The 18,972-nt window shown below is 68.9% G+C and carries 21 protein-coding genes and 1 pseudogene; 19 read left to right on the top strand and 3 right to left on the bottom strand.

The genetic code is table 11. The features are described from left to right. Positions 1-75 precede the first annotated feature (75 nt). The 8 genes and pseudogenes from ACYQR9_RS05375 to ACYQR9_RS05340 form a co-directional block, all read left to right on the top strand. Positions 76-771 (top strand): lysozyme, encoded by a 696-nt coding sequence (locus tag ACYQR9_RS05375; RefSeq protein WP_461228932.1) that lies wholly within the window; start codon positions 76-78, stop codon positions 769-771. 41 nt (positions 772-812) lie between these two features. Then, on the top strand, positions 813-1,337 hold the full coding sequence (locus ACYQR9_RS05370) for a hypothetical protein (protein WP_461228931.1): 525 nt from the start codon (positions 813-815) through the stop codon (positions 1,335-1,337). Positions 1,338-1,606: 269 nt separating this feature from the next. Continuing rightward, complete coding sequence (locus ACYQR9_RS05365) at positions 1,607-1,957, top strand: hypothetical protein (RefSeq protein WP_461228930.1); 351 nt, start codon at positions 1,607-1,609, stop codon at positions 1,955-1,957. A gap of 72 nt (positions 1,958-2,029) precedes the next feature. Next, the gene (locus tag ACYQR9_RS05360) at positions 2,030-2,236 is read left to right on the top strand and encodes a hypothetical protein (RefSeq protein WP_461228929.1); all 207 of its coding nucleotides are present in this window, start codon (positions 2,030-2,032) and stop codon (positions 2,234-2,236) included. 143 nt (positions 2,237-2,379) lie between these two features. Further along, complete coding sequence (locus tag ACYQR9_RS05355) at positions 2,380-2,754, top strand: PepSY domain-containing protein (RefSeq protein ID WP_056426845.1); 375 nt, start codon at positions 2,380-2,382, stop codon at positions 2,752-2,754. 68 nt (positions 2,755-2,822) lie between these two features. Further along, complete coding sequence (locus ACYQR9_RS05350; protein WP_056143225.1) at positions 2,823-3,500, top strand: response regulator transcription factor; 678 nt, start codon at positions 2,823-2,825, stop codon at positions 3,498-3,500. A 76-nt stretch (positions 3,501-3,576) separates the two neighbouring features. Beyond that, complete coding sequence (locus tag ACYQR9_RS05345; RefSeq protein ID WP_461228928.1) at positions 3,577-4,029, top strand: antitoxin Xre/MbcA/ParS toxin-binding domain-containing protein; 453 nt, start codon at positions 3,577-3,579, stop codon at positions 4,027-4,029. Beyond that, positions 4,026-4,499: pseudogene (locus ACYQR9_RS05340) on the top strand (RES family NAD+ phosphorylase); the annotation flags it as partial. The gene ACYQR9_RS05345 and the pseudogene ACYQR9_RS05340, both read left to right, overlap by 4 nt. A 36-nt stretch (positions 4,500-4,535) precedes the next feature. On the opposite strand, the gene ACYQR9_RS05335 reads toward ACYQR9_RS05340, so the two are convergent. Continuing rightward, on the bottom strand, positions 4,536-4,757 hold the full coding sequence (locus tag ACYQR9_RS05335) for a type II toxin-antitoxin system VapB family antitoxin (protein WP_082470591.1): 222 nt from the start codon (positions 4,755-4,757) through the stop codon (positions 4,536-4,538). Positions 4,758-4,849: 92 nt separating this feature from the next. On the opposite strand from ACYQR9_RS05335, the gene ACYQR9_RS05330 reads away from it, so the two are divergent. The 10 genes from ACYQR9_RS05330 to ACYQR9_RS05285 all read left to right on the top strand — a co-directional run bounded on the left by ACYQR9_RS05330 (position 4,850) and on the right by ACYQR9_RS05285 (position 16,338). Further along, entirely contained in the window at positions 4,850-6,265 is a 1,416-nt protein-coding gene (locus tag ACYQR9_RS05330) for a sensor histidine kinase (RefSeq protein WP_207410809.1), read from the top strand. Between the two features lie 165 nt (positions 6,266-6,430). Beyond that, positions 6,431-7,945: a c-type cytochrome biogenesis protein CcmI gene (gene ccmI / locus ACYQR9_RS05325; RefSeq protein ID WP_461228927.1), complete on the top strand. Its 1,515-nt coding sequence runs from the start codon at positions 6,431-6,433 to the stop codon at positions 7,943-7,945. 205 nt (positions 7,946-8,150) lie between these two features. Next, positions 8,151-8,672, top strand: a complete 522-nt coding sequence (ccmE, locus tag ACYQR9_RS05320) for a cytochrome c maturation protein CcmE (RefSeq protein ID WP_461228926.1) — start codon at positions 8,151-8,153, stop codon at positions 8,670-8,672. A 31-nt stretch (positions 8,673-8,703) separates the two neighbouring features. Next, on the top strand, positions 8,704-10,713 hold the full coding sequence (locus ACYQR9_RS05315) for a heme lyase CcmF/NrfE family subunit (protein ID WP_207410807.1): 2,010 nt from the start codon (positions 8,704-8,706) through the stop codon (positions 10,711-10,713). Next, positions 10,710-11,177: a cytochrome c-type biogenesis protein gene (locus ACYQR9_RS05310; RefSeq protein WP_238254205.1), complete on the top strand. Its 468-nt coding sequence runs from the start codon at positions 10,710-10,712 to the stop codon at positions 11,175-11,177. The genes ACYQR9_RS05315 and ACYQR9_RS05310 overlap by 4 nt, the downstream gene beginning before the upstream one ends. A gap of 304 nt (positions 11,178-11,481) precedes the next feature. Further along, positions 11,482-11,841 (top strand): hypothetical protein, encoded by a 360-nt coding sequence (locus tag ACYQR9_RS05305; RefSeq protein WP_207410806.1) that lies wholly within the window; start codon positions 11,482-11,484, stop codon positions 11,839-11,841. A 171-nt stretch (positions 11,842-12,012) separates the two neighbouring features. Then, positions 12,013-13,692 carry a methyl-accepting chemotaxis protein gene (locus ACYQR9_RS05300; RefSeq protein ID WP_461228925.1) on the top strand — a complete coding sequence of 560 codons (1,680 nt, stop codon included), beginning with the start codon at positions 12,013-12,015 and terminating at the stop codon, positions 13,690-13,692. 123 nt (positions 13,693-13,815) lie between these two features. Next, complete coding sequence (locus ACYQR9_RS05295; RefSeq protein ID WP_207410804.1) at positions 13,816-14,520, top strand: DUF1007 family protein; 705 nt, start codon at positions 13,816-13,818, stop codon at positions 14,518-14,520. Then, on the top strand, positions 14,511-15,527 hold the full coding sequence (locus ACYQR9_RS05290; RefSeq protein ID WP_461228924.1) for a nickel/cobalt transporter: 1,017 nt from the start codon (positions 14,511-14,513) through the stop codon (positions 15,525-15,527). Before ACYQR9_RS05295 ends, ACYQR9_RS05290 begins: the two co-directional genes overlap by 10 nt. Positions 15,528-15,624: 97 nt before the next feature. Then, positions 15,625-16,338, top strand: a complete 714-nt coding sequence (locus tag ACYQR9_RS05285) for a hypothetical protein (RefSeq protein ID WP_461228923.1) — start codon at positions 15,625-15,627, stop codon at positions 16,336-16,338. 48 nt (positions 16,339-16,386) lie between these two features. Here ACYQR9_RS05285 and ACYQR9_RS05280 read toward each other — a convergent pair whose 3' ends face one another. Beyond that, positions 16,387-16,971, bottom strand: coding sequence for a histidine phosphatase family protein (locus tag ACYQR9_RS05280; protein ID WP_461228922.1), 585 nt, complete (start codon positions 16,969-16,971; stop codon positions 16,387-16,389). Between the two features lie 171 nt (positions 16,972-17,142). Here ACYQR9_RS05280 and ACYQR9_RS05275 point away from each other — a divergent pair, with 171 nt between their 5' ends. Continuing rightward, entirely contained in the window at positions 17,143-18,168 is a 1,026-nt protein-coding gene (locus ACYQR9_RS05275; protein ID WP_461228921.1) for a tyrosine recombinase XerC, read from the top strand. Here the strand turns inward: ACYQR9_RS05275 and ACYQR9_RS05270 are convergent. Next, positions 18,122-18,844, bottom strand: coding sequence for a glutathione S-transferase (locus tag ACYQR9_RS05270; RefSeq protein ID WP_461228920.1), 723 nt, complete (start codon positions 18,842-18,844; stop codon positions 18,122-18,124). The genes ACYQR9_RS05275 and ACYQR9_RS05270 overlap by 47 nt on opposite strands. Positions 18,845-18,972 lie beyond the last annotated feature (128 nt).

Raw genomic sequence — 18,972 nt, 5'->3', positions numbered from 1 at the left:
CCCGGGGGGCGGTGTCCTCCCGGATCGCGCGTCGCCGGACGACGCTCCTCCCCCGTTCCAGACCCGGAGTGAACCATGGACCTCAGCGCCATCGGCAGTGCCGTGCTCGTCGCCCGCGAAGGCCGGCGCCTCGACGCCTACCGCGATTCCGTCGGCATCTGGACCATCGGAATCGGCCATACCAGCGCGGCGGGGCCGCCCGCGGTGACACAGGGCCTGCGTCTGACCGCGGCGGAATGCGACGCCGTCTTCGCCCGCGATGTCGGCCGCTTCGTGCGCACCGTCGCGGCGGTGGTGCCAAGCGATCTGCCCGACCATGCCTTCGATGCCCTGGTCTCCCTCTGCTTCAACATCGGCGAGGGCGCGTTCCGGCGCTCGACCGTCGTGCGCCGCCTGAAGGCCGGGGACCGCGCGGGGGCCGCCGAGGCGATTTTGATGTGGAACCGGCCCGCCTCCCTGATCCCGCGCCGGAGGGCCGAATACGACCAGTTCCGTACGCCCTACGCGACCTCCCTGCCGCGCGCCCGCTCCACCGATCCCGCCGTCATCCCGCGCCCGGCTGAGACGACCGCACTGCCCGCGAGCGCGGCGCGGGAGCAACCCGAAGCAGGGCCGGGACTCGTGACGGGCCCGGCCGTCGGCTCCGAGCGCCGCCCCCTCCCCCGCACGCCCTCGATTCGGACCGCGCCGCCGCAGCGGAGCGTCGCGCCCGCAAGTGCCTGGGCTCGGTTCACGGCGTCCCTCCGGGCCCTGTTCGGCCCAGGGGCCTGATCCCGAAAAGCCCGCTCCCCCGCCGCATCCCGGAGATCGTCATGAAACCCTCGTTCCTCGTCCTCGGCGGCCTTGCCGTGCTGCTTTCCTCCTGCGCCGCCTCGCCCTGCATGGCGGCGACGGCGGAAACCGCCATCCTCCTGCCCTGGGGCGATGCCGCCATCGCCCTCGCCCAGATCGTCACCGCCTTCCTGGTGCCCCTGGCGATCACCGCGGCGACCGCCGCATTGGCGCGGATCGCCGGCCCGTTGCAGGTCCTGATCACGACCACCCTGATCGAGCGTCTCGTGCGCAATGTCGGCGATTACGCGATCAATGCCGTGGCCGGCGCCGTACGCGGGCGGACCTTGTCGGTGCCGGTGGGCTCGGCCGTGATCGCGCGCGCGGTTCAACGGGCCCTCGACCAGGCGCCGGCCTGGCTGGTGACGGCGGCGGGCGGGGCGGAGGGGCTCGCGGAGAAGGTCTTCCGCAGCCTGCCCCTCGATGAGGAGGCCACGACCGGCAACACCCTGCCCCCCGCCCTCGACGCCCTGCGGGCGAGACAGGGCACGGTGTCCCCGGTCTGAGCTGCGTTCCGTGGACCGAGGGCTGCGATAGTCACACTTCTCGCGGGCTGCGCCACCCTGCCCTCCTCCCCAGCGGATCTCGGGCTTGCCCGAGATCCGTCGAGCTTGTGGGGGGAGTTGGAGGTGGGGGTGGTCGGGCGACCCTCAGCTTACGGAGGCTGGCGGAGCCACCCCCACTCCTAGCCTCTCCCCACAAGGGGGAGAGGGACGCGCTCTGCCTGAAGCAGCAGATGGGTGAGCCGATTCGGGGCAGCGGAGGGAAGATTCCCATGGACAGGATCGCGCTCGAAGCCGCCCGACTGCTGTTCTCGGAGGAGGGCGCGGGCTGGATCGTCGCCGCCCTTCTCGGCTTCGCCTGCCTGCATCTCTACCGGGAGGTGGGCCGGGCGCAGGAAGCCCGGATTGGCGAGGCCGGCGCCACGGCGACGGCTCTGGAACGGGCCTCGCAGGCGAACTCGGCCGTGGCTCTGGCCATCGAGAGCCGCACACGCGTGCTCGAAGACCTGTCCCGTCTCGCGAGCGAGATCTCACGCGGTGTCGATCGCGGCGACGAGCGGGCGCGGGAGAAGTTCGACGAAATCCTGCGCCGCCTCTCGGAACCCCGCCACGAGGGCCGATGACGCCCAGGCTTTCCCCTCCGCGCGGCGCTCATCGCGCCTCGTGCCCCTTGCCCGTGGTAGGAGATCACCCCGATGAACCGTCTCGCCCGCTTCTTCCCGCCCTCCCCGCGCCTGCGCGCCGCCTCCGGTCGCCTCCGGGCGGCGGAGACCGGATTCGAGCTCTCGATGACCGACCTGCGCAGGGCCGCCCTTGAGCACGTCGATTGTCACCGCCTCCTCGGCATCGCTTTGCGGGCGAGCCTGCAACCTCCGGTTCTCCGCGGCGAAGGCCGCTCGTGACCGCCCGTTTCGGGAACCGGAGGGGGCACGATCGGCTTGCCCGCTCTCATCTCGCCGCGCCACGATCCGATCGTTCGGGATCGGGGCCCGGCCGAACCCGCATTCAGGGCGCATTCAGTGCCCGAAGACCATTGACTCATCCCATGCGCATCCTCCTCGCCCTGCTGTTCATCGGCCTGACCGTCGCGGCTTTCGCGACGGGGCCGATTCGCACGCTGGCGGAAGAGACGATGACGCCCGGTACGGCCGAGGTCTCGGCGCCGATGCACGTGGTCCCGCCGAGCGAGAGCTGTCTCAGCCCGGCGGACCTGCGCGAGGCGGTGGCGGACAAGCGGGTGATCGAGCCGGTGGCCGCGATCCGTGCCGCCCGGACGGTGATCTCCCGGGCCGAGATCCAGCGCGCCCGGCTCTGCCGGCACGGGGAGGGCCTCGCCTATCTCCTGACGGCCTTGCGCCGGGACGGACAGTTCGTCCACGTGTTGGTGGATGCCACCACCGGACGGGTTATCGGCAAATAAAGGCGGGGGCGCCTATCGTTCTCCGCGACGGGGGCTTCACCGCCGCCTCATCTTGGGAGTGAATCGCAGTGCGTCTGCTCGTCGTCGAGGATGACCGGGACATCAACCGGCAAGTGGTCAGCGCGCTCGAGGAGGCCGGCTACGTCGCCGACAAGGCCTTCGACGGCGAAGAGGGCGCCTATCTCGGCGAGAGCGAACCCTACGACGCGATCATCCTCGACATGGGCCTGCCAAAGGCGGACGGCGTCACCGTGCTGCAGAAATGGCGCCGCGCCGGCATCAAGACGCCGGTCATCATCCTCACCGCCCGCGACCGCTGGTCGGACAAGGTCGACGGGTTCGATGCCGGAGCCGACGATTACGTGACCAAGCCCTTCCACATGGAAGAGCTGATGGCCCGCGTACGCGCGCTCCTGCGCCGCGCCACCGGCCACGCCACGAGCCAGATCTCCTGCGGGCCCGTCGTGCTCGATACCCGCTCGGGCCGCGTCTATGTGGACGGCAACCCGATCAAGCTCACGAGCCACGAATACCGCCTGCTCGCCTACCTGATGCACCATACCGGCCGCGTGGTCTCCCGCGCCGAGTTGACGGAGCATCTCTACGACCAGGATTTCGACAGGGATTCCAATACGATCGAGGTCTTCGTCGGGCGTCTCCGCAAGAAGCTCGCTGTGGACCTGATCCAGACCGTGCGCGGCCTCGGCTACCTCGTCGACCCGAACCAGCCTGCGCCGCGGGTGTAGGGGGTAGAACTTCGGCGGATCTTGCCCCCGTCTCATCTGAGCCCCATAATCGGCTCAGTTGAGATGGGAGCAAGACATGGCGAGCTACGACATGCCCAGCGGAGTAGCCGTCGCCGACGTTCTGGGATTCGAGGGACCGAGGTCCGGCGAAAGCACGGACGCGAATGTCATCGCGCAGGTCACGGCGGGGTTGCCGGTGGCTTCCGTCGATCGGCTCGCCTCCGCTGTCGCTCCCGACGATCGGACATTCGCCTTCAACTTCGTGGCACGCGCTACGCTCAACCGCCGCCGCGCCGAGGCGAAGGCGAGGCTGACCCCGCATGAGAGTGCGAAGGTGGTGCGTCTGGCGAAGGTCTGGGCGATGGCCCGTGAGGTCTGGAAATCGGATGACGCCGCCCGGGACTTCCTTCACCGCCCTCATCCTCTCCTCGAGAACCGGCCGCCCCTCGAAGTCGCGCTGGAATCCGAGTTCGGCGGACCACGCGTGGAGGCCGTCCTCGGCCGGCTCAAATATGGCTCCGCTGCGTGAGCGGTCAGACGCTCGCGCAGGCACAGAAGGCCTATCGAATCGGGGATCCCGACGGCGAGCACGCAATCTTCGATCCGACGGGGTCACGCCTTTTCCCCGGCCGCTGGAACACACCGGCAAGCCCGATGATCTATGCGTCGGCCGACTACTCCACATCCATGCTCGAAAAGCTCGTCCACGGCAGCGGACGGCTTCCACCCAACCAGCACTACGTCGAGATCCTCCTGTCGGCCGGTCTCTCCTACGAGGTGCTGTCCCAACCTGCGGTGCCGGGATGGGATCATCCCGATTGCAACGCGTCGCGGACCTTCGGCGAAACTTGGCACCGCTCTCGCCGGTCGCTGCTTCTGTTCGTCCCGAGCGTCGTGGCGCGCGTGAGCACCAATATCCTCATCAACCCGGACCATCCGGATTTCGGCAGGATTACGGTGGGGCTTCATCAGCCATGCTGGTGGGACAACCGCCTGTTCGAGCGGCCGGGCAGCCCTGCTTCGGCACCAACGGCCTCATCGCGGCCGGTCCAATCCGCCGGGCCGCACGACGCCCTCTCCGCTATCGGCGAGTTCGGCGACGGTCCGAACCTGGATCCGTGACGTCTCTTGCGGTGACGTCTCTTGTAACTCGCGGGCAACCGCACGCCTGATCGCCTCGTCGGACGAAACGCCCCAGCGCTCCGCCAGGGTTCTCACAAGCAGTTCGGTCTCGGGATCATCGATGTCGAAGGCCATCGCCGCATCTCCATTCGGATGATGGTACAGACGGTACGACACGTCTTTCAACCAGAGCGAGACCGCCGCACCATCATGACGACGAGACGAGTGTGATCGCCTTTCCCTCCTGGCTGCCGTTCCGGCGGCGCTCCATCGCCGTGCGCTTGGCGGGCTCGGCTCTGATCGCGAGTTCGGCGATCCTGCTGATCGCGGCCTGGATCCTCACCACGCTCTACCGTGAGAACACCGAGCGCTCCTTCGACAGCCGGCTCCTCGTCTATGCCAACAACCTCGCCACCGATCTCGTCTCCCCCAACGATCCCGAGAGCCGCTCCTTCAACCTGAGCGACCCGCGCTTCGACCTGCCCCTCTCGGGCTGGTACTGGCAGGTGGGGCGGCCGGATGCGCGCCCGCGCGACCTGCGCACCTCGCGCTCCCTCGTGGGCGTGCCGCTGAAGCCGGCCGGCACGCCGGACAACAATGCCGGGATCGGCCAGATCCGCCAGGGCTACGGCAAGGCCCAGGACGACCGGCCGCTACGCATCATCGAGCGCGACGTCGATCTCGGCGAGGAGGGACGCTACACCGTGCGCGTCGCCGGCCCCGCCGACGAGATCGAGAACGATGTCGGCCGCTTCCGCTTCTCGCTGATGGTGACGTTCGGCCTGCTCGGCCTGTTCCTGGCGCTGACGACCCTGCTGCAGATCCGCTTCGGCCTGGCGCCCCTGGCCAAGCTCCGCACGGCCCTCGGCGCGATCCGCCGGGGCGAGGCCGACCGGATCGGCGGCGAGTATCCCCGCGACATCGCCCCCCTCGCCGGCGAGGTGAACCTCCTGATCGAGACCAACCGCGAGATCCTGGAGCGGGCGCGCACGCAGGTGGGCAACCTCGCCCACGCCCTAAAGACGCCGCTATCGATCATCGTCAACGAGGTCGGCGCCAGCGACGCGTCGGACGACCTCGCCGCGAAGATCCGCGAGCAGGCGGCTGTGATGCGCGACCAGGTGAACTACCATCTCGACCGGGCGCGGGCGGCGGCTTTGGCCGGCACCCTCGGCACCTCCACCGAGGTGGAGCCGGCGCTCGCAGGGCTGGTGCGCACCTTCGGCAAGATCTACCGCGACAAGGACATCGCCTACGAGGTCCATGTCCCGCCGGGTCTGCGCTTTCGCGGCGAGCGCCAGGATTTCGAGGAGATGATCGGCAACCTCGTCGACAACGCCTCGAAATGGGCGCGCAGCCGCGTCTCGATCCGGGCGGAAACGGTGAGCGAGCACCATTATCCCCACCTTCTCGTCTCCATCGAGGATGACGGGCCGGGCCTGCAGCCGGAAGACCGCGCGGCGGTGCTGGGCCGTGGACAGAGGCTCGACGAGACCAAGCCCGGCTCGGGCCTCGGCCTCTCCATCGTGGCCGATCTGGCGGCCCTCTATCGTGGCCGTTTCCGCCTGGAGGAAGCCCAGCTCGGCGGCGTCCGGGCCGTGATCGAGGTGCCCGGGGACGCACCGAATGCCAGCGCCGGATGAGCGCCGGACTATGCGAAACGCCCCGAATGGTGTTTCAGACGGGCGTGCCCCTCGGGTCGGCGACTTCCGACACGGCACAGGTTCACGTGACACCGTGTCGCCGAACCGGTCCCTGCGTTCAGGCTCGTCCGGCGCTTACATGCGATGCTGCGAGTTTGGGGTGCGATGACGGCGATCTGGTTCATTTTGGCGGTGATGACGGGGGGCACCGTGCTGGCATTGCTCTGGCCGATGTCGCTGTGGTCCAAGGCACGGCGGGCGGATGCCGCTCCCCCGCCTCCGGCCGGAGCGCTGTCCACCGAAACCGCGTTCTATGAGGACCAGCTCCGCGAGATCGAGCGCGACCTGACGCGCGGGCTGATCGCACCCGCCGAGGCCGACGCGGCCCGCACCGAGGCGGCCCGCCGCCTCCTTCGTGCCAGCCGGGAGAACCCCGAAGCCGTCTCCGATGGGATGGCCGAGCCCGCCCTGCGCCAGCGCCGCGCGGCCTCGGCCTTCGCACTGTCGACGATCCCGCTCGTGGCGCTCATCGCCTACGGGCTCTACGGCTCGCCGCACATGCCGTCCCAGACGGCCTCCGACCGGCAGGCGGTGCAGTCCGGCGGGCAGGACATGCTCAAGGCCATCGGGCAGATCGAGGCGCGGCTCGCCAGCGATCCGAGCGACGGCCGCGGCTGGTCGGTGCTCGCCCCGGTCTATGTCCGCCTCGGACGGTTCGACGATGCGGCCCATGCCTATGAGGCCGCCACCCGCCTGCTCGGCGAGTCGCCGCAGCGCCTCTCCGATTGGGGCGAGGCCCTGGTCGCCGGCGCCAACGGGACCGTGACGCCCCGGGCGAAGGAAATCTTCGAACGCGCGGCGAGGCTCGATGCCGGCGCCGCCAAGCCGCGTTTCTACCTTGCGCGCGCCGCCGAACTCGAAGGCGACATCCCCGGCGCGGTCCGCCAGCTGACCACCCTGATGGAGAGCGCCCCGGCCGATGCGCCCTGGCTGCCCCTGGTGCGCGAGACGCTCACCCGCCTGAACGGCGAGGCGCCGGCCACGGCCGCCAAGCCCGGTCCTGCCGCCAAGGCTCCCGATTCCAGCGCTGCGGCGGACCTGCAGGCGATGCCCGCCGCCAATCGCGACGCGGCGATCCGGGGCATGGTCGACGGGCTCGACCGGCGCCTGACCGAGAAGGGAGGTACCGCCGACGAATGGGTCCGCCTCGTCCGGTCCTACGGCGTGCTGGGAGATCGCGAAAAGATGAAAGCGGCCCTCGACCGGGCGCGGAACGCGGTCGGCAGCGAAGCTGGCGCCGGGACCAAGCTCGATGAACTCGCACGCGAGTTCGGCCTCGCCACGGCACCGGCGGCTCCGCCGGTGACCGCCGCCGATGCGGCAGAGCGCGCCGGGACGGATGCCGCCGTGGCTGCCGTGAAGGCGATGCCGGCGCCCGAGCGGGACGCCGCCATCCGCGGCATGGTCGCCGGCCTCGACCGGCGGCTCGCCTCGAAGGGCGGCACGGTGGATGATTGGCTGCGTCTTGTGCGTTCGTACAGCGTATTGGGTGAACGCCAGCAGGCGAGCCATGCCCTCGATCGCGGTCGCATGGCCCTCAGCCCAGATGCCCGCGCGATGGAAAAGCTCGACATCCTGGCCCAGGAACTCGGCCTGCGCGGAGGCAACGACAAGCCGTGATCCGGGCTGCGACGAAGGACGCCCCCTGACAATCCGCCCCGGCCACGGGCCTTGACCCGGACTGTCATGGGGCCGAAACCCGAGTTACGCCAGAAACCTAAATTATACCGGACCACTGGCCAGACGACAGGACAGCCGGATCTGCCCTTCCGCGCCGACCGAGCGCCCGTTCACGAGGCGCCGGAACAGAAACGGGACGAAACTTGTGACTCGCAAGAGCCGCCGCCTGATCCTGATCGCCGCCTGCGGTGCCGTGCTCGCGCTGGCCCTCGGCCTGATCCTGTCCGCCATGAGTGGGTCGATCGTGTTCTTCCGGTCACCCACCGATGTGACCGCGCAGGGTGTGGCGCCGGGCACCCGCTTCCGCCTCGGCGGGCTGGTCAAGGAAGGCTCGCTCCAGCGTGGCCCCGACCAGAACATCGATTTCGCCGTGACCGACACCAATGCGACGGTCCAGGTGCAGTATCGCGGATTGCTTCCCGACCTGTTCCGCGAGGGCCAGGGGATCGTCGCCGAAGGGCGGCTCGAGCCGGGCGGCATCTTCCGCGCCGACACCGTGCTGGCCAAGCACGACGAATCCTACATGCCCCGCGAGGTCGCCGATGCGCTCAAGGCGCAGGGCCGGTGGCAGGAGGGCGGCTCCAAGGGAGCCCCCGCCGGGAAAGCCGCCGAGGGCGTGAAGACCGCCGACGGCGAGCCGACGCTCGGACGACGCAGCGAACGATGACCGGTATGACCCTGAGGAAGGACAATCCGACGTGCTGATCGAAGTCGGACATTTCGCGCTGGCATTGGCGCTGGCGCTTTCCCTGGTCCAGGCGGTGATGCCGGTCTGGGCCGCCCGCTCGGGGGACGCGGCCCTGCGCGCCGTGGCCACTCCGGCAGCGCTCGGCACCTTCGCCTGCATCCTGTTCTCGTTCGGGGCGCTCACCTACGCGCATGCCACGTCGGACTTCTCGGTCCAGAACGTGATCGAGAACTCCCACACGGCCAAGCCCTTCCTCTACAAGCTCTCGGGCGTGTGGGGGAACCATGAGGGCTCGATGCTGCTCTGGGTCCTCATCCTGGCCCTGTTCGGCGCCCTGGTCGCGGTGTCCCGGAACTCGGTTCCGCCGGTGCTCCGCGCCAACACCCTGGCGGTCCAGGGTCTCGTCACCTTCGTTTTCGTGCTGTTCATCATCACGACCTCGAACCCGTTCATGCGGGTGAGCCCAGCGCCGATCGAGGGCAACGACCTCAATCCGCTGCTGCAGGATTTCGGCCTCGCGATCCATCCGCCCCTTCTCTACGTCGGCTATGTCGGCTTCTCGATCACCTTCGCCTTCGCCATCGCGGCGCTGATCGACGGCCGCATCGACGCGGTCTGGGCCCGCGCCGTGCGCCCCTGGACGCTGATCGCCTGGAGCTTCCTGACCCTCGGCATCGCGATGGGCTCGTACTGGGCCTATTACGAACTCGGCTGGGGCGGCTGGTGGTTCTGGGATCCGGTGGAGAACGCCTCGCTGATGCCCTGGCTCGCGGGCACGGCGCTGCTCCATTCCACCGTGGTGATGGAGAAGCGCGACGCGCTCAAGGTCTGGACGGTGCTGCTCGCCATCCTCACCTTCTCGCTGTCGCTGCTCGGCACCTTCATCGTCCGCTCGGGTGTCCTCACCTCGGTGCATTCCTTCGCCACCGACCCGACGCGCGGCGTCTTCATCCTCGCCATCCTGATCCTGTTCATCGGCGGCTCGCTCAGCCTCTTCGCCTGGCGCGCGCCGATGCTGCGGCAGGGCGGCCTGTTCGCGCCGATCTCGCGCGAGGGCGCCCTGGTGATGAACAACCTGTTCCTCGCCGCCGCCTGCGCCACCGTCTTCGTCGGCACGCTCTACCCGCTGCTGCTCGAATCCCTGACCTCCGAGAAGATCTCGGTGGGGCCGCCCTTCTTCAACTACACCTTCATCCCGCTGGCGATTCCGCTCCTCCTCATCGTCCCCTTCGGCCAGACCCTGGCCTGGAAGCGCGGCGACGTGCACGCGGCCTCGCAGCGCCTGTTCGCCGCCATGGGTGTCGCCCTCGCCGTCGGCCTCGCCGTGCTCGCCTGGACCTGGGGCGGCCCGATGATGGCGCCCATCGGCATCGGCCTCGGTGCCTATCTGGTCGTCGGCTCGGCCATGGAGATCGTGTCGCGGGCCCGCGGCTACGGCAACAGCCGGGCACGGACGGTCAGCGCCGTCATGCGACGGGCCATCGGCCTGCCGCGCTCGGCCTGGGGGACCGCGCTGGCCCATGCGGGCGTCGGAATCGTGGTTCTGGGCATCGCGGCGCAGGGTTGGGCCACGGAGGCCCTGAGCACGGTGAAGCCGGGCGAGTCCCTCACCTCCGGCCCCTACGTGGCGACCCTCGACCGGGTGGGCCCGCGAACGGGCGAGAATTACGAGGAGACGACGGCCTTCCTCACCATCCGCAACACGGCCGGTGACTTCATCGGCACCGTGGAGACGGGCAAGCGCTTCTATCCCAGCCGCAAGATGAACGTGACGGAATCCGGGTTGCTCACCGTCGGGGTCAGTCAGGTCTATGCCAGCCTCGGCGAGATGGTCCCCGGCGGGGCTATCGGCCTGCGGCTCTACTACAAGCCCCTGGTACTGCTGATCTGGCTCGGTTCCGTCGTCATGGCGCTGGGCGGGGCGGTGTCCCTCACCGACCGCAGGATGCGGGTGGGCGCGCCCGCACGGGCCAAGGAGAAGGCCAAGACCATGCCCGGCACCATGGCCCCCGCCGAATGAGCGCGGCTCGTCTTCCCCGCCTGCTCGTCGCCCTGGCGCTTCTCGCCGGCTCGACGGGCACCACCCTGGCCGTCCAGCCGGACGAAGTCCTGCCGGACGCGAAGCTCGAAGCGCGGGCGCGAGATATCTCCTCGGGCCTGCGCTGCCTCGTCTGCCAGAACCAGTCCATCGACGATTCCGATGCGCCCCTGGCGCGCGACCTGCGGTTGATCGTGCGCGAGCGGCTCAAGGCGGGCGACGACGACAGGCAGGTGCAGGATTACGTCGTCGGCCGCTATGGCGAGTATGTCCTGCTGCGCCCGGTCCTCGCCCTGCACACGTTGCTGCTTTGGCTGACGCCCCTGATGGCCCTCGGCCTCGGGGTTTTCGGGCTCTGGCGTCTGTCCCGCCGGCGCGCGGATCACGAGACCAAGCTGAGTCCAGCGGAAGAAGCCGAGATCGCCGCCCTTACCCGACGCGACTGACGGAACGCTCGTGCTGCATTGCAGCATAGGATGCTTCTACCTCAAGCGCGGACGGGATCGCCTCCTGCGTAACGTACATTTCCCGGCTGAGGAGTAGCAGTTTCAATCGCTCACACTTCAGACCTATGTAATCTTGACATGCATCGAGATATTTTTTGCCGAGTCATGCAATTCAAGCATTGACGCATTGCAATATTCATCTCTTCGCAGCGCAGCATAAAATTGGCATATGTCGGTCTCCCGGTGCAACCGGCTCTCCGAACGGGCACTCCCGGCGGACAGTAACCGCACAGGTTCCCTCATCATGCGCATCTCGTCCAAAGCTCTCCTCGCCGCCGCGCTCACCCTCGCCTCCGCTACCGCCTCCCAGGCGGCCGAGCTTTCGCCCGCGAGCGCCCAGAGCGTCGACCTCGGCACCTATCGTGGTTCGGCCTATTACACCGTCGAGAATGGCCGCTACCGCGTGGTCGCCACCCTCGCCAGCGTCAATTCCGGCCATGATCTGCCCCAGGTCATCCGCCTCGTGACGACCCTGAATCCCGAACAGACCGTCCACCTTTCGGTGCCGGGCACGCTTGGCTCCGACGGACGCGAGACCACCATCGCCTTCTCGCGCACCGGCGACAGGGTCGATGTCGCCTCGGCCGATTCGACGGCCTACTGAACGGCTCTTTCCTCGGTCATCCGTATCCATCGATGCCTGGGGACGCTCCCTCACGGACGGCCCCGGGCGTTTAATCCAATACTTTCAATTTGTTAGCCGCCTCGATTTAAACTCCCGGCAAGGTTCGGGCGTCATCAGCTTCACGATAGCTTTAGATGACGGAACACATCGATGCGCCTTTCCCTCGGCAACAAACTCGCGGCGGTGATGGGGCTTCTGGCACTCGGTGCCTGCGCCCTGTCCCTGTTCAACGACCGCGTGGTGCTGCATCAGCAGGCGCGGGCGGCCGAAATGGACTCGGTCTGGGAACAGGCCCTGGCGGCGCAAAGCCTCGCCCTCGCCATCGAACGGACGGTGGTGGCGGCGGGCGCGGTCTACACGGCGGACGATACCGATGACGCCAAGGCCAAGTTCGGTGGCCTGAAAACCGCCCTCGCCGAAGTCGGCGAGCAGAAGGACGTGTTCCTGAGCCGGATCGCCGGGCAGGTTCCCGATGCGGATCGCCTCAAGCTCGATCTGATGCTGAAGGAGTTCCTGGCTTATCAGACCGATACGGCGGAACTCGGCCTCACCATCTCACCGAAGGCCGCGCTCATCCAGGGCACCGACGAGGCCACCGTGGCGAGCCGCGCCAGGATGGTGTCCGCGATCACACGCATTGGCAAGGACACGCTCACGCGTCTCGGCAGCGAACGCGCGGAGACCGTGGCGGAGATCGAGCAGACCCGCGTCATCAGCCTCGTGGCCTCCGGGGCGGTGATCCTCTTCACCTTCGGTTTCGCACTCTGGCTCGTCCTCAAGGAGATCCGCCAGCCGCTGGCCCGCCTCGGATCGGCGATCGATGCCCTTGCGGCCATGGATCTCACCCGGGCCATCCCGTTGCTGGAACGACGCGACGAGATCGGAACCATGGCCCGCTCCATTGCGGTGCTGCGGACCGTCATCGTCGACAAGGTCGAAGGCGATGCGCGTGCTCTCGCTCATTCCGCTCTCGAAGCCGAGCGCGCCGCGCGCCTGGAGGCAGCCGCCCAGGCTTTCGAGGAGGAAGCTCAGCGGGTGGCGCAGGATCTGTCGAGCGCCGCCACTGCCATGGCGGGCGCGGCGGAGGCGGTGTCGGACGCCGTGCGGCTCACGCGGGATCAGACCACCATCGTTTCGGAAGGTGCGGCCGGCGCGGGGCAACAGGTGCGCAGGGCCGCGGCAGCCAGTGCGGATGTCGCGGGTGGTGGCGAGGCGATCGACCGGCAATCACGGATCCGCGACGGTTTGGGCGCCCTGGCACACCGCGAGGTCACCGCGACGCGCCGCGCCGCCGCCCTCCTCACCGAAGCGGGGCGCGAGATCGGCACCGTGGTCGAGACCATCGCCACCGTCGCCGCGCAGACCAATCTCCTGGCCCTCAATGCCACGATCGAGGCCGCTCGGGCGGGTGAGGCCGGACGGGGCTTCGCGGTTGTCGCCGGCGAGGTGAAGGCGCTCGCCGCCCAGACGGCCGGTGCCACCGAGGCGATCAAAGGACAGATCGAGGCGATGCGGGGCGCGGCTCAGGACACGCTCCGGGCGGTGGAAGCGATCGGTGGAACGATGGATCAGATGGCGGGCGCGGATGCGGCCGTTGCCCTCGCTCTCGAGGCTCAGCGGATCGCGGGCGCTCGCGTCGCCGACAGTGTCGCCGATGCCGAAGCCAGCGCCGACGCCGTGTCCGGCGGCATCGCCACGGTCGAGGAAGCCGCCGCGTCCAGCGCACAGGCCGCCGAATCGGTGAGGAGTGTCGCCGGCCGCGTGGCGGCGGCGAGCCTCGCCCTCGACGAAAGCATTGCGGGGTTTCTCGCCAGCGTCCGGGCCGCTTGACGGAAGGTCGCGCCTCGCTTTCGCCCCACTGAAATCGGAGGAGATCGAGGCGGCGGCCGGACTCCCGGCCCCCGTCGCAGCACCCGTTCAGACTTTCTTTACCCTGACTCGCGAGCGTCCAGCATGGCTTCGCCGACCGCTCTCCTCTCCGCTCGCTCCTTCGTCGCGTCCTCTTTGGCGGCGCTCGCCCTCAGCCTCGGGGCCGCCGCTCCGGCATCGGCCCATCCGCATGTCTGGGTGACCTCGAAGGCCGAGATCGATTACGGCGAGGGCGGCAAGGTGACGGGCATCCGTCACGCCTGGACCTTCGATGCCAGCTACTCGGCCTCGGCGATCCAGGGGCTCGATGCGAACGGCGACGGCACGGTCTCCCCCGACGAACTCGCGGGCCTCGCCACGGACAACACCGCCAATCTCGCGGAATTCGCCTATTTCACGAAGCTCAAGATCGGCGGCAAGGAGCAGACCTTCGCCGATCCGATCGAGCCGAGCATGAGAATGGACGGCGACAGGCTGACCCTCAGCTTTCTTCTGCCGCTGAAATCGCCGGTGGCGCAGGGGCGCGGAGTCGCGGCGTTGGAGGTCTTCGACCCGACCTATTTCGTTGCGTTCAGCCTCTCGGAAGATGCGGACACCGCGCGCCTCGTCGGCTCGCCGGCCGGTTGCGCCGCCACGATCACCCGGCCCAAATCCGAGCAGGCGAAGACCGCGGATGCCAAGACTGCCGATGCCAAGCCGGGTCTGTCGGAGGCGTTCTTCGAAGCGCTGACCAACGCATCGAGTTACGGCGTCCAGTTCGCGAACCGGATCATCGTCGCATGTCCGTAGGCGTGGCCGCCGCATGGGCCGATCATCCGCGCGGCCGGATCGCCTTACGGATCGTCCTGGCTCTCGCAGCGATCGCCTGTGTCGCCCTCGTTCTCACGGCGCTGTCGTGGCTCCTCGGCTCCAGCGTGGCGCCACCGCCGCCCCGCTCCCCATTCGGCGTGGGATTTCGCGAGGCGGCCCCCTCGGCCACCGGGATCGGCGGCTGGCTGCTCGCCATGCAGTCGAGCTTCTCGCGCAGCCTGCAAGCCACCGTCGCCGCCATCAAGCAGGGCGGAAGCTGGGGGCCCATGATCCTCATCGGCTTCAGCTACGGCGTGTTCCACGCCGCCGGACCGGGCCATGGCAAGGCGGTGATCGCCGGCTACATCATGGCCGGGGAGCGGGCGCTGGCGCGCGGCTTCTCGCTCAGCACCGCCGCGGCCCTGCTACAGGCCCTCGTCGCCATCGCCATCGTCGCCATCGGCAACCTCCTCCTCAACGCCACCGCCGCCGGGATGACGCGGGCCGGCACGGTCATCGAGACGGTGAGCTTCGCCCTCGTGGCCCTCCTCGGCCTCACGGTGACGTGGCGGAAGGCCGGACGACTGGCGGGACTCGTCCACGGCGGTAACGCTGCCGCCTGTGCGCCCGGCTGCGGGCATGTCCACCTAACCGACGCCACCGCCATCGGCCGCCTCGATTCCTGGCGCGAGCGGGCGGGCGTGGTACTGGCGGCCGGCTCACGCCCCTGCGCCGGCGCCATCCTCATCCTGGTCTTCTCCGCGTCGCAGGGCATTCTGGCTGCGGGTATCGCGGCGACGTTCGCCATGGCCCTGGGCACGGCCCTGACCACCGGGGTGCTGGCGAGCCTGGCGGTCTTCGCCAAGGCCCTGGCCCTGCGTCTCGCGGGAGGGCGCGGGTCCACGGGGGCAATCGCCGTAGGTGGGCTCGAACTGCTGGCCGGCGCTTTCGTCTTCGTGCTCGGCATCGCCATGCTGGCGGGGCTCGCCGTGGGCGTGGGCGGATAAGATTTTCCTCGTCACGGATTGCCGTCCTGTGGCAGGTTTCGGGTGACCCGCCGGTTAGCGGCTGGGTTTTCCCGTGAAACCGACGGAGCCGGCCCGCATGGCATCAGGTTTCGAGCACATCCTTCACTGGCGGTTGCTGTCCGGCTCGCACCCCTTCCCCGGCCCGGATGGCGGGACCTGCATCAACGAGGCGGCGGTCGTCGCGGCCGGCCTACCCTACCGGTCGATCCGCTCCTCTTCGGATTGTCCGCCGTGTTTCTCGAAACCCCTCGCTGCCTACGCGCTCGGCCTCAACGACGCGATGCCGGATCACCAGCGCTCTCGCTTGATGGCCTTCGTCCTACGCCTCTCCGGCTCCGCTGATACGGCGGAGATCGAGGAGCAACGCACCCGCTTCCTCGCCCTGGAAAGCATTCGTCGGATTCTGCCGCCTCTCCTCGACCGGGCAGGTTTTGCTGATCTCGCCGCTCGCTGCGACGAAGCCCAGGATCTCGATGCGGGTCTTTTGGCTGCGCAGGCCGCTGCGTGGCGCGGTGGGACCGTGGCCCAGGCCGCGTCGCAGCAGCGGGACTGGCGACGGGGCGCCCTCGCCTCCGCCATCGCTCGCAGCGCGGAGGCAGCAGTGAAGTCGGCCACCGATGCCCGGTCAGCGGCCGAGGTCGCGGAAGGTTCGGCTCCTTTTGCCGAGGGCGTATGGGACAGCGCAGCGACCATCCTCGACGAGGCCCTGACCATCGGACGGCAGGCGCCGGACATCGATCTCGTTCAGGCGCAGGAACGATTGGATGCGGCGCGGGCGAGCGCGTCCTGAGCCTCGGCCAATAGGTTCGACGAGGCGGGTGATCTCCGCCGCGTCGGCTCAGACGGCCACCGGCCCCGATGCGAGGTCGAGTTCGGTGGTGGCGCAGTTGTCGAGCCAGATGCCGGTGAGGTGAAAGAAGAACGTGCCGTGGCCGACGACGGCGATGGTCCGCTCGCGCCGCTCGGTCAGCCAGTCGCGGAACGTCGCCACGCGACGATCGAAGAGGTGGCGCGGCTCCACATGGACGCCCTCCGCGATCGGCTCACCCTCGGCATGCCACCAAATTTCGGGCAGGTGATCGATGTCGAGATGCGGGAATTCCGCCTTCAGCACGGAGGCGGCGCGCCCGACATCGCAGCTGCTCTCCTGGCATTCGCGATGGAGCACTTCCACCAGGATCTCGGGCTTGGCCGGATGATCGCCGAAAATGCCGGCGGTGGTCTGGATGGCGCGGGTGAGCGGGGAGGTCACCACCAGATCGAACGGAATGTCCCGCAGCCGTTCCCGGGCCGCCACGACCTGGGCGATGCCCCGCTCCGTCAGCCGGGCATCGATATGGCCGGGATCGCGACCGGTGAGGCGATGGGCTGCGTTGAAGGTGGATTCGCCGTGGCGGATGCAGACGATGCGTGTCTCGGGCATGCGGGCTCGGATCGGGAGGGACGACAGGGGTAGGATGCGATGATCAAGCGCTGAGCCGCTGCGCCGTTCCGTGAAACAGCCGACCACCGCCTCGATCTCCTCGCCCCGTCGGCAACGCTCCGTCAACCTCGGTGGCGTTGAGTGGGCTTTTCGCTCTTGGATCACCGCGCGATGCTCCACGTTCCGCCTTCACCTGCCACTGCCAGCGCCATCGCCTTTCCCGGCGACGAGGCAGTCCGGTCCGTCGCCATGGCGTGGCAGGAGAGTTTGCTGCGCGAGCGCCGGATGGCCGCGAACACGGTGGAAGCCTATGCGCGCGACCTACGGCAGTTCCTCGACCACCTGCAGAGCCGGCACGGCACGGTCGGAATCGCCGGGCTCGTCGCATTGAAGCCCCGCGACATCCGAGGATTCATGGCAGCGCGCCGGGCCGAGACGGTGAGCGGTCGATCGCTGATGCGCGCGCTCGCGGGCCTTCGCTCCTTCGCGCGGCACCTCGAACGGGACGGCCACGGCAGCGTGTCGGCCCTCGGGGCGATCCGCTCGCCCAAGGTCGAGCGGCGCTTGCCTCGCCCGATTCCCATCGCCGCCGCCCGCGCCTTGACCGATATCGACATCCGCGCCGGGGAATCCCGCGAGCCCTGGGTTCTGGCGCGTGACGCCGCCGTTCTCGCTCTCCTCTACGGTTCCGGCCTCCGCATTTCCGAAGCCCTCGGCCTCACCCGGCGCGATGCGCCCGTACCGGGAGTAGAGTCGGTGACGGTGATGGGCAAAGGCGGCAAGGAGCGGATGGTGCCGATCCTTCCCGTCGTGGCCGAGGCGGTGGCGGCCTATCTCGCGGCGTGCCCCCATGCGCTCGATCCGCAAGGGCCTCTCTTCGTTGGCGTGAAAGGCGGCAAGCTCTCCCCACGGATCATCCAATATGCGGTGGCCTCCCTGCGCGGCGCGCTCGGCCTGCCGGACAGCGCCACGCCCCACGCCTTGCGGCACTCCTTCGCCACGCACCTCCTCGGCCGCCAGGGCGAGCTGCGCGCGATCCAGGAATTGCTCGGCCACGCCTCGCTCTCGACGACGCAGCTCTACACCAAGGTCGACGCCGCCCGCCTGATGGATGCGTTCGAGCAGGCCCATCCGCGTGCGGGTGCGCGCGCTACAGGTCGAGTTCGGGATAGCGTCGGAAGATCCCCTGCTGGTTGAAGGGGATGCGGCGCGGGCTCGCCAGATAGGCGGCGATCCCGGGCCGTTGCCGCACCGCGTCGTGAAGGGCAGCGACGTGGCGGTTTTCGGCGAGGGTCCGCTCCGTCGCGTGGGGGAACGCGTAGAGCAACCCGTCCACGAGTTGGAACAGGGACAGATCGGCGTAGGTCGTGGACCCGCCGACGAGATGGTAGCCGTCGTTACGGCCGAGCACATGGTCGAACCAGGCGAGATATTCCGGAATCCGGTTCGCCTGAAAATCCTTCGCGCGTCGAAGCGCTTCGGGCTTCTGGTCCTCGTAGGTGAGGCTCACCGCGATGGGATGGTGCGTATCGTGAGCTTCCGCCACCACATCCGCGATGGTCAGCTGGATCTGATGGGTCCAGAGGCGGTCGGTTTCGTCCGACGGCGCGAGGCCGAGCCGGGGACCCAGATAGAGCAGGATCGCCGCCGTCTGTCCGACCACGACGTCGCCATCTCGGAGAAAGGGCGGCGCATAGGACGGCCGCGCCACCGAGGGATCGCCGAGAAAAGCGGTCATGGCGCCGAGGCCCTGGCCCTCCTCCTCTCGCCCGCGGGCGATATCGACATACTCCGCCCCGGCATCCTCCAGGGCGAGGCGGACGAACTCGCCGCGCCCCTGGATCGTCGGCCAGTAATAGAGTTCGTAGGGCATCCGGCGCTCCGCTGCGGAAGGTGTGAGACACCTGTTCCAACACGGGCACCCCGTCCGGGGTGCCGAGCGAAGCGACGTTCCCGAACGGCGGCCTACGTCGAACCCGGCCTCCGGCTCATTGCCAAGAC

The sequence above is a fragment of the Methylobacterium sp. CM6241 genome (assembly GCF_054817845.1).
This window is presented reverse-complemented; position numbering and strand designations above follow the sequence as displayed.